General features: G+C 34.5%; 12 protein-coding genes. 6 read left to right on the forward strand and 6 right to left on the reverse strand.

Annotated elements, in window-relative coordinates; genetic code table 11:
* Positions 1–58: 58 nt before the first annotated feature.
* The 5 genes from LPC23_RS09490 to LPC23_RS09510 all read left to right on the forward strand — a co-directional run bounded on the left by LPC23_RS09490 (position 59) and on the right by LPC23_RS09510 (position 5,393).
* Entirely contained in the window at positions 59–958 is a 900-nt protein-coding gene (locus LPC23_RS09490) for a hypothetical protein (RefSeq protein WP_229329825.1), read from the forward strand.
* A 36-nt stretch (positions 959–994) separates the two neighbouring features.
* A complete protein-coding gene (locus LPC23_RS09495) occupies positions 995–2,497 on the forward strand; it encodes an OmpP1/FadL family transporter (protein ID WP_229329827.1) in 1,503 nt (500 codons plus the stop codon).
* 231 nt (positions 2,498–2,728) lie between these two features.
* Positions 2,729–4,042 carry a 30S ribosomal protein S12 methylthiotransferase RimO gene (gene rimO / locus LPC23_RS09500; protein ID WP_229329829.1) on the forward strand — a complete coding sequence of 438 codons (1,314 nt, stop codon included), beginning with the start codon at positions 2,729–2,731 and terminating at the stop codon, positions 4,040–4,042.
* Positions 4,043–4,080: 38 nt separating this feature from the next.
* A complete protein-coding gene (locus tag LPC23_RS09505; protein WP_229329831.1) occupies positions 4,081–4,575 on the forward strand; it encodes a hypothetical protein in 495 nt (164 codons plus the stop codon).
* A gap of 14 nt (positions 4,576–4,589) precedes the next feature.
* A complete protein-coding gene (locus LPC23_RS09510; protein ID WP_229329833.1) occupies positions 4,590–5,393 on the forward strand; it encodes an N-acetylmuramoyl-L-alanine amidase in 804 nt (267 codons plus the stop codon).
* Between the two features lie 87 nt (positions 5,394–5,480).
* Here the strand turns inward: LPC23_RS09510 and LPC23_RS09515 are convergent, their stop codons facing one another.
* The 6 genes from LPC23_RS09515 to LPC23_RS09540 all read right to left on the reverse strand — a co-directional run bounded on the left by LPC23_RS09515 (position 5,481) and on the right by LPC23_RS09540 (position 14,023).
* Entirely contained in the window at positions 5,481–6,470 is a 990-nt protein-coding gene (locus LPC23_RS09515; RefSeq protein WP_229329835.1) for an outer membrane beta-barrel protein, read from the reverse strand.
* Between the two features lie 442 nt (positions 6,471–6,912).
* Entirely contained in the window at positions 6,913–8,454 is a 1,542-nt protein-coding gene (locus LPC23_RS09520; protein ID WP_229329837.1) for an acyl-CoA carboxylase subunit beta, read from the reverse strand.
* A 3-nt stretch (positions 8,455–8,457) separates the two neighbouring features.
* Positions 8,458–9,900, reverse strand: coding sequence for an acetyl-CoA carboxylase biotin carboxylase subunit (accC, locus tag LPC23_RS09525; protein WP_229329839.1), 1,443 nt, complete (start codon positions 9,898–9,900; stop codon positions 8,458–8,460).
* Positions 9,901–9,903: 3 nt separating this feature from the next.
* The gene (locus tag LPC23_RS09530; RefSeq protein ID WP_229329841.1) at positions 9,904–10,389 is read right to left on the reverse strand and encodes an acyl-CoA carboxylase biotin carboxyl carrier protein subunit; all 486 of its coding nucleotides are present in this window, start codon (positions 10,387–10,389) and stop codon (positions 9,904–9,906) included.
* Between the two features lie 110 nt (positions 10,390–10,499).
* Positions 10,500–12,698 carry a B12-binding domain-containing radical SAM protein gene (locus tag LPC23_RS09535; protein WP_229329843.1) on the reverse strand — a complete coding sequence of 733 codons (2,199 nt, stop codon included), beginning with the start codon at positions 12,696–12,698 and terminating at the stop codon, positions 10,500–10,502.
* Between the two features lie 47 nt (positions 12,699–12,745).
* Complete coding sequence (locus LPC23_RS09540; protein WP_229329845.1) at positions 12,746–14,023, reverse strand: MFS transporter; 1,278 nt, start codon at positions 14,021–14,023, stop codon at positions 12,746–12,748.
* Positions 14,024–14,137: 114 nt separating this feature from the next.
* On the opposite strand from LPC23_RS09540, the gene bshC reads away from it, so the two are divergent.
* Positions 14,138–15,727, forward strand: a complete 1,590-nt coding sequence (bshC, locus tag LPC23_RS09545; protein ID WP_229329847.1) for a bacillithiol biosynthesis cysteine-adding enzyme BshC — start codon at positions 14,138–14,140, stop codon at positions 15,725–15,727.
* Positions 15,728–15,766: the final 39 nt, after the last annotated feature.

Raw genomic sequence — 15,766 nt, forward strand, 5'->3', positions numbered from 1 at the left:
TATGAAAACTTATTGTGTTAATCTCCCAAAGCCCTCTCTTAAATCAATTTTTGGTTTTTTGAGTTTATTTTTTTTCGCTTCGTGCGGAACATATCAAAATAGTTCCTTTTATGATACCGATGGAATTTATGGTAGTTCAGATACTAGAGTTCGAAAACAAAAAACAAATGACGACTCAGGTATTGCCTACCAAAGCTATTTTAATTCTTTACAACAAGAAAATGAAGTTTTCACAGACGTAGAAAATTACAATAGTTACGATGAAAATTCTAATTCAAATACTTTATCCGGAAACCCTGGTTGGGGCGGAAATTCTCAGGGAATAAACATTAATTACTTCCCAAATAATTTTGGGATGAATTGGGGTTTAGGTTGGGGAATGCCATTTAACAATTGGGGCTGGGGAATGCCTCTTGGATATTGGAACACAATGAATTTCGGCTGGGGTTATGGTGGTTTCGGTGGTTTTTGGGGAAATGGTTTTAATAACTGGGGTTGGGGTATGCCTTTTTATGGCACTTCCAATTTTAATTCAGGTTATAATTACAATCCTACAAGAAGAGGTTCCAGTTTTTCTCAAAATAATCCCGATAGAAACAATATTGGCAGAAGCTCTTCTTTAAATACTTCAGATAACTATAGAGGCAATTTTGATAGAAATAATGCATATGGTACTAATCGAAGAAATAGCATCAACACAGAAACACGGACAAATTTTAACCAAAATTCGTTTCAAAATAGATCCAATTCAAATCAATCCAGTAGAGAAAATAATCCAACACGAACCAATAGTGCTAGACCTACAAGAACATCCTCTCCTAGCAATAACGAAGGATACACTCCATCTCGTTCTATGATGGAAAGCAATTCTGGAAATTCAGGAGGAAGTTTTGGCGGTAGTAGCAGCGGTGGTGGTGGAAGATCATCAGGAGGCGGAGGAAGAAGAGGCGGAAGATAATTACTGGATTTAAAAATACAATAAAATAGAACTACTATGAAAAAATATATATTCATTCTAATTTTAGCACTTTCAATTACCAATTTGAATGCACAAGAGGTAAGAGATGCTGTTCGATATGCACAAGACAATATAAATGGAACTGCTCGTTTTAGAGGAATGAGTGGTGCATTTGGTGCTCTTGGTGGAGACTTATCTGCAATTAATGTTAATCCTGCAGGATCTGCTATTTTTTCGAATAATCAATTGAGTTTTTCGATAAACACCACTTCAATTAATAACAATTCAAATTATTTTGGCACACAATCAAATAAAAAAGATAATTCATCTGATTTGAATCAAGCTGGTGGTGTCTTTGTGTTCAAAAATCAATCGCAATCCAGCAATTGGAAAAAGTTTTCTGTGGCTATCAACTATGAAAACACCAATAATCTTAACAATTCAACCTTTTCGGCTGGTGTGAATCCAACTAATTCTATTGATTCTTACTTTTTGAATTATGCAAACGGTGTCCCATTAAGCACACTAGAAGATTCTGATTACCAAGATTTAGGTCATGGCGCTCAACAAGCATTTTTGGGTTATCAAGCTTATGTTATCAATCCAGTTAACACTAATGCTAACAACAGAGCATATACATCAAATGTTCCAGGAGGTGGGAATTATTTTCAGGAAAACTCAGTAGTGAGTAATGGCTATAATGGTAAGCTTTCATTTAACGCAGCAACATCTTATAAAGACAAATTGTTCATCGGATTGAACTTAAACTCTCATTTTACAGATTACAGACAGACTTCTCGATTTTACGAAGACAATAACGCTCCATTAACTTCTAGATACACCATTTCAAGATTACAATTTGATAACGAATTATATACTTATGGTACTGGATTTTCATTTCAATTAGGAGCTATTGCAAAAGTAACTAATGAATTACGATTAGGATTAGCTTATGAATCTTCGACATGGCACAGATTAAATGATGAGTTTAGCCAAAAATTAGTGGGTGTTAGTGCTAACACTACTGAAGAACTTGCACCAGATGTTGTCGATCCTAATATCACTAATTTTTACGAGCCATACCGACTACAAACTCCAAGTAAAATTACAGGAAGTCTTGCCTATATTTTTGGAAAGAAAGGTTTGCTTAGTGTGGATTACTCCAGAAGAAATTATGGTAATACCCAATTTAAACCGGTTAATGACGCCTATTTTGCAGGGATAAACAATGCTATTTCGAACTTGCTAACTAGTGCAAATGAATTGCGAATTGGTGCGGAATATAGAATTCAAGCATGGAGTTTAAGAGGAGGTTACCGCTACGAACAAAGTCCTTATAAAAACAAAACCGCAGTTGGAGATTTAACTGGCTATTCGACCGGTTTTGGATACAATTTTGGCGGTACTAAATTAGATTTATCGTATGCCTCATTTAGTAGAAATAATCAACAAGGTTTTTTTGAACAAGGATTAACCGATGGAGCCAAAATCAATTCAAAAAACAATACGGTAACTTTAACGCTGTTGTTTGAATTGTAAACTTTAGATTATAAAATTTTAAAAACATCTTGAACTAAAAAACAAGATGTTTTTTTTAGCCCTGATGGAAGCGACACCCTTTTTATCTGTTGGCTGAAGCGCGCGAAGTTAACAGATAAAAAGATACAGCATACAGCAGGACTATACGCCATAAAAACAGTAAAGATTTGTGCTCCTAAAAATAAAAAACGTAATTTTGCCGACCTTTCAAGTTAATGAAAGCCTACTACTATGAGAACAAAGTCTTTAAAGAAAAATAAAATCAATGTGATTACCTTGGGATGTTCCAAAAACATCTATGATAGTGAAGTTTTAATGGGTCAACTTCGAGCTAGCGGCAAAGAAGTAGAACATGAAGCACCTGAAGCAGAAGAAGGTAATATTATTGTAATTAACACTTGTGGATTTATTGATAACGCAAAAGCTGAATCAGTAAATATGATTTTAGAATATGCCGATAAAAAAGAGCGCGGATTATTAGATAAAGTTTTTGTGACTGGATGTTTATCTGAACGTTATCGCCCTGATTTAGAAAAAGAAATTCCAAATATAGATCAGTTTTTTGGCACCACTGAATTACCTCAACTATTGAAGGCTTTAGGAGCTGATTATAAGCACGAATTATTAGGGGAACGTTTGACTACTACACCAAAAAATTATGCCTATTTAAAAATTGCGGAAGGTTGTGACAGACCTTGCAGTTTCTGTGCTATTCCATTAATGCGTGGAAAACACGTTTCGCAACCCATTGAAAAATTAGTTAAAGAAGCTGAAGGTTTAGCTCGTGATGGTGTAAAAGAATTAATTTTGATTGCTCAAGATTTAACCTATTATGGTCTTGACATTTACAAAAAAAGAAACTTAGCCGAACTATTAGAAGCTTTAGTTAAAGTAGAAGGAATTGAATGGATTCGATTGCATTATGCCTTTCCTACCGGTTTCCCAATGGACGTTTTGGAAATTATGAAACGTGAACCAAAAATTTGTAATTATATCGATATTCCATTGCAACACATTTCTGATTCAATATTAAAATCCATGAAACGTGGAACAACTCAAGCTAAAACAACTCAATTATTGAAAGATTTTAGAGCAGCAGTTCCTGGAATGGCAATTAGAACCACCTTAATTGTTGGCTATCCTGGTGAAACTCAAGAAGATTTTGAAATCTTGAAAGATTTTGTTCAAGAAATGAAATTTGACCGAATGGGATGTTTTGCCTACTCACACGAAGAAAACACTTCGGCATATTTGCTTGAAGATAATGTCCCAGATGATGTGAAAAAAGAGCGTGCCAACGAAATAATGGAATTACAATCCCAAATTTCTTGGGATTTGAATCAAGAAAAAGTGGGTCAAACTTTCAAATGCATCATTGACAGAAAAGAAGGCGGACACTTTGTAGGACGTACTGAATTTGATAGCCCTGATGTAGATAATGAAGTGTTAATTGATGCGACCAAATATTATTTAAAAACTGGTGAGTTTGCTTCTATTAAAATTACAGAGGCTACCGAATTTGATTTGTACGGCGAACCTGCATAATTTAATTTCTTTTTTTATATTTGATAAAACTATATACTATGAAGACACTATTTAAAATCGTTTATATATTGATTCTGATGCTTTCGTTTACAACCGCAAATGCTCAATTTGGTTTTGGAGGAAATGGTATGGGAAATGGTAGAATGAATCAAATGGGTGGAATGGGTAGAATGAATCAGCAACAACCTATGACCCCAGATAAACCAAAAGAAATTCCAGTTGAAGTAACTGTAGGTCAAATTATGGAGCGCTTAAAGCCTGATTTAGGCTTGGATGCACTTCAGGAAGTGGCAATTTCCAATATATTGACTCAAAGTATAAAAACGCAAACCGCTATAATCAAGCAAGAAATTAGTCAGGATAGTAAAATCAAGGAAATCCAAACGCTTTCAGAAATTACAGATTCTAAAATAAAACAACTTTTATCGCAATCCCAAAAGGAGAAATATAAAATTATTCAAGAAGAGGCTAAAAATCCACCTAAAAAGAAAAAGAAAAAAAAGGAGGAAAAAGAAGAAAAAGAATCTAATTAGTCTAAGATAATGATATGAAAAAATTATTTCTTTATTCATTATTTTTTGGTGTATTGGTATCATGCAAAAGCAACATTTATAGAAATGAAAGTGATAGCATACGAAAACAATTTAGAAAAGTAAAGAAAACAATCTTTCACAAGGAATCTGTCCCTCTATCGAATGGCAAAAATCCGGAATGGATCAATACGGTCAATTTCAATTTACGAAAACCTAATTTTATAATCCTTCATCATACCGCTCAAGACTCTTTAGAACAAACCATAAGAACATTTACGCTATCAAGAACACAAGTAAGTGCGCACTATGTAATTAGTGATGATGGAAAAGTAGTTCAAATGCTTAACGACTATCTAAGGGCTTGGCATGGCGGAAATGCAATATGGGGAAAAAACACCGATATTAATTCAGCATCAATAGGAATTGAATTAGATAATAACGGTTCAGAACCATTTTCTGAAGAACAAATAAGTAGTTTAATCGCTTTACTTACTCGATTAAAAAAAGAATACAATATTCCAACACCAAATATTATTGCTCACTCTGATATAGCACCCTCAAGAAAATCAGACCCTAGTGCCTTTTTTCCATGGAAAAGACTATCGGAATTAGGCTTTGGTATTTGGCCTGATGCCGCTATTGAAAATGCTCCTGAGAATTTTGATGCGATACTTGCTTTACGCATAATTGGTTATGATACTCGAAATTTATCAGCAGCCATAAGAGCATTTAAACTCCATTATATTCAAAATGAAGTGGACGATGTATTGAATGAAAAAACGATAAATACAATTTATTCTATTTACAAAAAACAATAAAAAAACTGCTCAAAAACATATTGTAATTGAGCAGTCTTTTACATTTAAAACACTCCATTTAAAAACAAAAAAACTTTTGTTTATATTTTAAAATCCATAAACCATTGCCAAAGCAAACTGAGAAGCTGATTTTGTAGGATTACCATTAGCCAAATAAAAATCTTCTTCGGAAGCACTGTCTAATCGTATCTCAGGAATAAAAGTTAGCCCTCCTGATTTTAAGTTGGCTGACAAAGTGAATGCGGCAACAGAGGTATCGGTTGTCTTCGATTTAAAAGACTCAGCACGTAATCCTAAAGCAAAACTATCAGAAAGCGATAGAGAAGGATACAGTGCAATTCCAGAATAACCAGTTCCTGTTTCAACACCTGAATAATCTGCGCCATTTAATCCTAATTTGAATTTTGGTGATAGTTGATATGCGGCAGTCAGATCCACTATAGTGCCGCTTTGAGAACCAGTCAACAAATTGAAATAAGCAGTGAATCCTTCGGCTGGCGTAACTGATAATTGTGCTCCAAAAGCATTCAAACCAAATTCTGGAATAGCCTTGTAAGCGTTCCATTGATCGTTGAACAAACCAACCATAACTGAAACTTTACTTGAAACTACATAGTTTGCTTTAATTCCTGCATTTTGAAATGGACCTGATGTAAATAAATACGAAGTAGAGTAATGAAAATTAGATACTGGAGAAATTAACTCATAACCTATAAAAGTTCCCATGTAACCTGCGGTTAAACTTAACTTATCAGTTGCTGCATAGGTCGCATATAAATTTTGAATATGAAAAGATTGTCCTTCAACATCTGGTATAGATTGTCCCGCGCCTCGAGGACCAAAAGAAACCTCTCCAACAAATGAAGTCTTTCCTGTTTTCTTTTTTAATACCAAGTCAATCATTCCTAATGATAATGAATTATGATCTGTTGCAAAACTTGTTTGAATATTTTCAGTTTTGGCGAAATCATATTTCCAATACGCATCTACAGATCCTGAAAATTCAAGTGGAGTATCTTGAGCGAATAAATAACTACTTGTTAAAACTAAAACTAAAATGATAATTACTTTTTTCATGTTGAAAGATTTTAATTTACTAATTCGTTTGTTTAAGAAAAAGAAATAATTTTCAAAAAATACTATCTAAAGTTATTTCCTTTATCCGAAGCAAAACTATCAACTTTTATCAACGAAAATAAAAAATAAGTAAATTAAATTCAATAAAATAGTCATTTTTATGAAATTAGAATTAAAATTCATAAAAAAAAGATATTTAAAGCTAAAAATAGCATTAAAATGCATTATTAATAACATTAAAATTTATTATACCCTTTAAATTTTAGGGGTATTTTATTTTTTTGCATAAAAAAACTGTAAATTACTCTAAAATTATAAGTTAAAAAATAATTTACCCCTAAAAAAATAAGGGGTATCAATTTTAAATTGTTTAAAAATAAAATTATAACCCATAAAAAAACCACCTTAATAAAGGTGGTTTTAAAATTAGGCTTAAAAAATACTATAAAGGAATGTTTCCATGTTTGCGTTTTGGCAATACACTTTCTTTATTTTCTAACATGCTAAAGGCTTTTATTAATTTTTTGCGTGTGTCTTGTGGTAAAATTACCTCATCAACAAAACCTCTCTGTGCAGCTGTATAAGGATTCGCAAACAAATCGGCATATTCCGCTTCTTTCTCTAACAACTTAGCCGCAGGGTCGTTTGCTTCATTAATTTCTTTTTTAAAGATAATCTCACTAGCCCCTTTGGCACCCATTACTGCAATTTCGGCTGTAGGCCAAGCAAAATTCATATCAGCACCAATGTGTTTGGAGTTCATTACATCATAAGCCCCTCCATATGCTTTTCGCGTAATCACGGTTACTCTTGGTACCGTAGCCTCACTTAAAGCGTACAACAATTTAGCCCCGTGCACAATAATACCATTCCATTCTTGATCAGTTCCTGGTAAAAATCCCGGAACATCTACTAATACTAATAAAGGAATATTAAAACAATCGCAAAAACGAGTAAATCGTGCTGCCTTGATCGATGAATTCACATCCAATACACCAGCTAAAATCATAGGCTGATTAGCAATAATACCAACACTACGGCCGCCAATTCGTGAAAAACCTACAATAATATTCTCTGCAAAGTTTTTATGAATTTCAAAAAACGAATCTTCGTCAATAATACCCGAAATTACTTCGTGCATATCATACGGCTTATTTGGATTATCTGGAATTATAGTCAATAATTTTTCTCTTACTTCATCATTAAGCTCATAAGCAAGATTTTTAGGCTTTTCTTTATTGGATTGAGGTAAATAACTCAATAATCGTTTTACATCTTCTAAACATTCTACATCATTCGCCGACGTACAATGTGCCACTCCAGATTTGGTTGAATGGGTACTTGCCCCTCCTAACTCTTCTGAAGTTACGGTTTCATTAGTTACAGTTTTAACTACATTAGGCCCTGTAACAAACATATAGCTGGTATCTTCCACCATCATCGTAAAATCTGTCATCGCTGGCGAATAAACCGCTCCCCCAGCACATGGCCCCATAATCGCTGAAATTTGCGGAATTACTCCCGAAGACTGTACGTTTCTGTAAAAAATATCAGCATAGCCTCCAAGAGAACGAACCCCTTCTTGGATACGCGCACCACCTGAATCGTTTAAACCAATCATTGGCGCACCCACTTTTAGAGCCATATCCATTACTTTGCATATTTTCTCTGCATGGGTTTCAGACAATGAGCCTCCGAAAACAGTAAAATCTTGCGCAAAGACATAAACTAATCTACCATTAATATTTCCATAACCGGTAACCACTCCATCTCCTAAATACACCTCTTTCTCGATCCCGAAATCAGTTGTACGGTGTGTAACCAACATTCCGATTTCTTCAAATGTGCCTTCGTCCAACAAATAATCAATGCGCTCTCTAGCCGTTAACTTTTTATTTGAATGTTGTTTAGCAATTCTGTTCTTTCCTCCGCCCAAATGAGCTTCAGCAATTTTATCTTGTACTATTTTTATTTTTGATTCCATACTTTATTGAATTGGTAAGCGTACGATTTTTTGATCTTCAAAATACTGTTGCAAGGCTACCATAGCAGCGATTTGAGCTTCTTTTTGGGTTTGCTCTTTTAGCTTTTCAACGCTGTAATATTTTTTTACAAAATGCGTATCAAAGTTCCCCGAACGAAATGCCTCATGTTCAAAAACAAATTTTCCAAAAGGCAAAGTAGTCGAAACACCTTCTACCTTATAATTATCAATGGCCTGAATCATCGTTTGAATCGCTTCTTCACGAGTTGCTCCGTAAGTAATCAATTTAGACAACATTGGATCGTAATAAATTGGAATGTCCATTCCTTGTTCAAAACCATTATCAACACGAACTCCTACTCCAACAGGTAACTGATATACATCCAAATGCCCTACACTTGGCAAGAAATCATTTAATGGATCTTCAGCATATACACGCAATTCAACAGCATGACCTTTGATTTTTAAATCTTCTTGTTGAAGTGGTAAAACTTCACCTCTAGCCACTCGGATTTGCAATTCTACTAAATCTGTTCCGGTTATAATTTCGGTTACAGGATGTTCTACTTGCAAACGGGTATTCATTTCGAGGAAATAGAAATTATTGTTTTCGTCCAATAAAAATTCTACAGTTCCCGCTCCTAAATAATCACATGATTTAGCAACCAAAACAGCCGCTTCTCCCATTTGCTTGCGCAATTCTGGCGTTAACACTGACGAAGGCGCTTCTTCAATTACTTTCTGATGACGTCTTTGAACGCTACACTCTCTTTCAAAAAGATAGAGGATATTCCCATGACTATCCGCCATTACTTGAATTTCGATATGTCTTGGGGATGCTACATATTTTTCAATAAAAACAGAACCATCTCCAAATGCAGCAATAGCTTCACTAATCGCTCTGTCCATTTGCGATTCAAAATCAGCCTCTTTCTCTACCACACGCATTCCTTTACCTCCACCTCCGGCAGAGGCTTTAATTAAAATTGGAAAACCTATTGAAGTAGCCACTTCTTTTGCTTTTTTTACATCTGTAATCGCTTGATCGTAACCAGGAACCATAGGGATATTGTAGTCTTTAACCGCATCTTTAGCGGCTAATTTACTTCCCATAATGCGGATTGCTTTGGATTTTGGTCCAATAAATATAATCCCATTACGTTCAGCTTCCTCAGCAAAATCGGCATTTTCACTTAAGAAACCATAACCTGGATGAATCGCATCTGCTCCTAATGATTTAGCCACTTCAATGATTTTACTTCCCAGTAAATAGGACTGGTTTGAAGGTGCTTCACCAATACAAACTGCTTCATCTGCAAATTTTACATGTGGGGCATTCCTGTCAATTGTAGAATACACTGCAACTGTCTTTATTCCCATTTTTCGAGCCGTTTTCATTACTCGAATGGCTATTTCGCCTCTATTGGCAACTACTATCTTCTTCATAATTTACTCGAATTCAATTAATAATTGTCCTTTGTCTACAGCGTCTCCAACTGTTACCGAAATAGACTTAATTACACCATCACGAGGCGATAAAAAACTGTTTTCCATTTTCATGGCACCAAGAATAATTAAATTGTCGTTTTCTTTAACTTCCTGCCCTACTACTACACTAATTTCTAGAATTAATCCTGGCATAGGTGCCTTGATAGCATTAACTTGTTTAGCCAAACCGGTTTCAAATCCCATTTCTTTAATTAAAATATCTAAAGGATTTGAAATAGCAACGGTATAACTATTCCCATTAACTAAGACAGTATACTTTTTTTGATTAAAATCAGCCTCAACAATAGCTGCTTTGAAAGAAGTGTTTTCGTGTAAAATATGAAACTGATTCAATTCTGCACGAACAGCATCGAGTTGCAAAACACTTTGCGAATCCATATCAAAATGGAAGGTGTCGTTTACATTTACTTTATAACCAATACTCATAGGTGTATTTTTTAATTGGTAGTAAATGTATTTATTAATCTAAATTTAAAATGAAAAACGAGGTATATATTTGCTAAATTACTATACTTTTTATCAAAAAAATAACAATTCTACAAAACTAAAAGTCCGAAATCTTGTAACATTTTCATCGATTTTGAATACCAAAACAATTCAAAATTTTCCATTTCGCTTTCAAAATCAGCTTTCAGTTCTTGAAATTGAGTTGTTCTTGAATTGGAAACTGAAATTATATCTAGGGTTTTAACAAGCCATTCTCCCTCTTTTTGATTGGCTTGAATAACAACTTTTTCTTTTTTATCATGAAACGTTAATTCCATCATTTCCCAAGAATTTCCTTTTTTAGTTTTAGTAAAACTTCTTACTGTTGGCTTACCGCCTAGCCAGAGTACTTTAGCATTCGGTTTACTACTAAAATTAGTTTCCTCTTCAAGTGCATCAAAAATAAAATCGGGACGAATTGTTGTTTTTGGTATCTTAAAATCAAACCATTCTTGCAAGTCGTAATCCAAACAAATTCCGTGCATAAAGTTGAATAAGGATTTTTTTAGACCAAAACTAAATTGTTCGTGATCAATTCCTGTACTGTCTATATAATTGAGGTCATTATTTGCAAAAGTACCAACTATATCTGATTCTTTAGTTACACCAAATTTTTCCGGATACATTCCCACTGGGCTGTGTGCCGTCATTGCAAATTGGTGCCAAAATCCGGATTGTAACACGCCGGCTTCAAACAATTGGCGTACCATTTCTAAACTATCTACCGTTTCTTGAATGGTTTGTGTTGGATAGCCATACATTAAATAAGCGTGTACCATAACTCCTGCTTCAGTAAAATTGCGCGTTACTTTGGCTACTTGTTCTACCGTGACTCCTTTGTCAATCAATTGTAATAATCGGTCAGAAGCTACTTCTAGTCCGCCTGAAACGGCAATACAGCCTGAAGCTTTTAACAACAAACACAACTCTTTGGTAAAACTTTTCTCAAAACGAATATTCGTCCACCAAGTCACCGCTAATTTACGGCGCAAGATTTCTAGGGCAAGCTCTCGCATTAAAGCTGGTGGGGCTGCTTCGTCCACAAAATGAAAACCTGTCTGACCCGTTTGAGCAATCATTTCTTCCATTCGGTCACACAAAATTCCGGCTGCAATCGGTTCATAGACTTTAATGTAATCTAGAGAAATATCACAAAAAGTACATTTACCCCAATAGCAACCATGCGCCATGGTGAGTTTATTCCATCGACCATCACTCCACATACGGTGCATTGGATTCACTATTTCAATTACTGAAATGTATTTATCTAAAAACAAATCCGAATAATCTGGTGTTCCAACATGAGATTGTTTGTAGTCGTGACGGGGAGAGTTATTTTTATACACTACTTTACCATTCTCTAACAAAAAAGTACGCTTGAATTCCGCATTTATTCCTGATTCAATATTCTCAATAATTAATTCAAGTGGCAATTCGCCATCATCCAAAGAAATAAAATCGAAGAATTCAAAAACCCGTTCGTCTGAAAGGGAACGTAATTCCGTATTCGCAAAGCCGCCGCCCATCAATATCTTGATTTCTGGATGATGCTTTTTCAACCATTGCGCAGAGCGAAAGGCAGCATATAAGTTTCCAGGAAAAGGAACTGAAATTAAAAATATAGTAGGTTGAATCGTTTCTATTTTTACTGCCAAAATCGAAAGCAAAATAGCATCTATATAAGTAGGTTCTTGTTGTAATGCTTGGTACAATTCATCAAACGAATTGGCAGATCGCCCTAAACGTTCGGCATAACGACTGAATCCAAAATTAGGATCTACACATTCTACAATAAAATCTGAAATGTCTTCGAGATACAAAGTTGCCAAATGTTTGGCTTTATCTTGCGTTCCCATAGTCCCAAATGCCCAATCCAACTCTTCTAACTGTGCAAATCGTGAGGCTTCTGGTAAGAAATCTTCTTGACAAATTTGGAGTGCCAAAGTAGGATTTTTTCCATGCAAGAAAGCTATAACGGAATCAATGGTTTTAATGTACTCATCTTGCAAAGCAAAAATTCGTTGTGCATTCTCTGAAAGTTCCTCCTGTGGAAATTTGGAACTAGAAAATTCAAACAAATCTTGCAATCCTTTTCTTGAAAACAAAGCTAAAATAACTTCTATCCCCAGATCAGCTTGTACTGAGCTTCTATTTTTGGTATTCAAAAACCCTTTAATATAAGCCGTTGCTGGATACGGAGTATTCAGTTGAGTAAATGGTGGCGTTACAAGGAATAGTTTTGTTTTCAAAGAGATGGTTTTGGAGGACAAATATCGTTTAATATTGTGTCTTTACATTAAAACTGATGTTCTTTTTTACTAATTACCAAAAGAGAAATTACTGAAATGACAGCAGCAACAGAAAGATAATACCCTACAAAGTTCAAACCATAGTTAGTGGCAATCCATATAGCTATCATAGGGGCAAAAGCTGCGCCGATAATACCTGCAAGATTAAAAGTCAATGATGCTCCTGAATACCGAACAGTTGTTGGAAACAATTCAGAAAGAAAAGTACCTAAAGGGCCATAGGTAAATCCAATTAACATCATCCCAACACACAAAAAGAAAGTAACTTGAATACTGCTTCCCGAATTTAAAAATGGAGCAAAAAACAAACCGAAAACTGCAATTGCCAACGAGGCATAAATCAACATTTTTCTTCGACCTATCTTATCTGCAATTAAAGCTGAAATCGGAATAAAACATGCAAAAAACAATACCGAAAACAACTGAATTAAAAGCGCTTCTTGATTCGAAAGTTGTAACTCATTGGTATTCCAATTCAACATAAAAACGGTCATCAAATAGAAAATTACAAAAGTAGTTACTGCGGCAAAAGTTCCGAAAAATAGTTCTTTTCGATATGACTTTAATAAAGTAACAAATGGCAGCTTCACTTCTTCTTGCTCTTTTTTAGCATTTTCAAAGGCCGATGTTTCGGTTATTTTTAAACGGATATAAAAACCTACCAAAACCAATAACGAACTAGCAATAAAAGGAATTCGCCAACCATAGTCCAAAAAATCTTGGGAATTCATACAATTTGTCAATGCTAAAAAAGTTCCACCCGAAAGTATTAAACCGATTGGAGCTCCTAACTGCGGAAACATTCCGTACCAAGCCCGTTTGTGAGGTGGTGCATTTTCAATGGCTAATAGTACCGCTCCTCCCCACTCACCTCCTAAACCAACACCTTGACCAAAACGACATAACATCAACAAGATAGGCGCCGCAATCCCAATACTCGCGTAACTAGGCAAAAATCCAATACAAACTGTTGAAATACCCATCGTTAGTAAAGCCACTACTAATGTTGTTTTACGTCCGATTTTATCTCCATAATGTCCAAAAACTGCCGAACCAATTGGTCGTGCAAAAAAAGCGATAGAAAAGGTTGCTAAAGACTGTAAAACCGATGTGGCACTATCCGTTCCAGGAAAAAATAATTGGGGAAAAACCAATACGGCTGCATTCGCATAGATATAAAAATCAAAAAACTCTATCGTAGTTCCAATTAAACTTCCGAAAAGAACATGACGTAACGAATTTTGTGTTGGTACTTTAGAGCTCATATACTTTGGTTTGTTGTTGTATCAATTGAGTATAAAAATGCTATTATTTTTCGAAAGCCACAACTATTTAGTTCCAATATTTTTTTAGTATTTTTACTCCAAACAAAACCCAATATGCCAACTGACTGTATACGCTATCAAAATTCAGGCTATTTCTCTTCTTTAATCGTAGACTATTTAGATCAAAAATCCAGTCTAAATTCGCTATACAATCGGTTTCCAACCATTGAAAACTTTGAAGCACAAATCACTGAAAAAGCAGCTTACTACAATCAGGAAAATCGAAAACTATTGGTTGCTGCTTTGCAAAAACAATATCAAAATAGTACTATTTCTGAAGCTACTGAAAATAATATTTTAGCTTTAGAACAAGCCAATACGTATACTATTACAACGGGACATCAATTGAATTTGTTTAGCGGACCCTTGTATTTTTTATACAAAATCATTTCTACTATCAATTTAGCTTCCGAGTTAAAAACGAAGTATCCTAAGTCGAACTTTGTACCCATTTATTGGATGGCAACAGAGGACCACGATTTTGAAGAAATCAATTATTTCAATTTCAAAGGCAAAAAATTTCGTTGGAACAAAGAAAGTACAGGACCGGTTGGTCGTTTAACTACTGAAGGATTAGATGCTGTTTTTGAAGTTTTTACAAAAGAATTAGGTTCCAATTCTAATGCGCAAAAAATAAAAGAACTGTTTCAAAAATCCTATTTAGAACACTCCAATTTGGCAGAAGCTACTCGATTTTTAGCGAATGAACTTTTTGGTCATTACGGTTTAGTAATATTAGATGCCGATTCTGCAGAACTAAAACGAACTTTAATTCCGTACATCAAAGACGAACTAGAAAACCAAACTTCGTTCAAGGAAGTTGCTGCAACTATTGAAAAACTAAATGAGTATTCCATTCAAGTTAACCCACGTGAAATCAATTTATTTTACATTGAAAACGACTTGCGAGAGCGAATTATTTTTGAAAGTGGAACTTATAAAGTAAACCATACCAACTTATCTTTTTCTAAGGAAGATCTATTTCGATTGGTAGAAACCAATCCAGAAAAGTTCAGTCCAAACGTTATTTTACGTCCTTTGTACCAAGAGGTGCTTTTGCCAAATCTATGCTACATTGGTGGCGGTGGCGAAATTGCCTATTGGTTAGAATTACAGTCTTTTTTCAATGCAGCAAAAGTAAGTTTTCCTATGTTATTGGTTCGTAACTCTGTTGTATTAGCTACTGAAAAACAAATCAAAAAAGCAGACGCTTTACAGCTTTCTTGGGCTGATTTGTTTAGCAAGCAAAAAGATTTAGTCAACAACAAAACTAAAGCGCTTTCTGAAATCGACTTGGATTTATCTAATGTAAAAGAACAATTAAAAAAGCAATTTGAAGCACTTTATAACATTGCCAATCAAACAGATAATTCTTTCATTGGAGCACTAAAAGCGCAAGAAATCAAACAAATTAAAGGAATTGAGCACTTAGAAAAACGATTACTAAAAGCACAAAAACGAAAATTGTCAGACGTTTTAGAACGCATTATTCAATTGCAAAACGATTTGTTTCCGAATCAAAGTTTGCAAGAACGACAAACTAATTTCTCTGAGTTTTATGAAGAAAATGGAGAGTTGTTGATTCAAACGTTAATAGAAAAACTACAACCTTTAGAGCAACGTTTTGAAATAGTTCAATTATAGTTTTTTTTTAGATTAGAGTAACATTTTATTTAATTTAAG

The organism is Flavobacterium ammonificans, from assembly GCF_020885975.1.
Taxonomy (GTDB): Bacteria; Bacteroidota; Bacteroidia; order Flavobacteriales; family Flavobacteriaceae; genus Flavobacterium; species Flavobacterium ammonificans.

Coding starts and splice junctions, on each gene's coding strand:
- LPC23_RS09495 (WP_229329827.1), top strand. CDS start 995: ATGAAAAAATATATATTCATTCTAATTTTAGCACTTTCAATTACCAAT.
- rimO (WP_229329829.1), top strand. CDS start 2,729: ATGAGAACAAAGTCTTTAAAGAAAAATAAAATCAATGTGATTACCTTG.
- LPC23_RS09505 (WP_229329831.1), top strand. CDS start 4,081: ATGAAGACACTATTTAAAATCGTTTATATATTGATTCTGATGCTTTCG.
- LPC23_RS09510 (WP_229329833.1), top strand. CDS start 4,590: ATGAAAAAATTATTTCTTTATTCATTATTTTTTGGTGTATTGGTATCA.
- LPC23_RS09515 (WP_229329835.1), bottom strand. CDS start 6,470: ATGAAAAAAGTAATTATCATTTTAGTTTTAGTTTTAACAAGTAGTTAT.
- LPC23_RS09520 (WP_229329837.1), bottom strand. CDS start 8,454: ATGGAATCAAAAATAAAAATAGTACAAGATAAAATTGCTGAAGCTCAT.
- accC (WP_229329839.1), bottom strand. CDS start 9,900: ATGAAGAAGATAGTAGTTGCCAATAGAGGCGAAATAGCCATTCGAGTA.
- LPC23_RS09530 (WP_229329841.1), bottom strand. CDS start 10,389: ATGAGTATTGGTTATAAAGTAAATGTAAACGACACCTTCCATTTTGAT.
- LPC23_RS09540 (WP_229329845.1), bottom strand. CDS start 14,023: ATGAGCTCTAAAGTACCAACACAAAATTCGTTACGTCATGTTCTTTTC.
- bshC (WP_229329847.1), top strand. CDS start 14,138: ATGCCAACTGACTGTATACGCTATCAAAATTCAGGCTATTTCTCTTCT.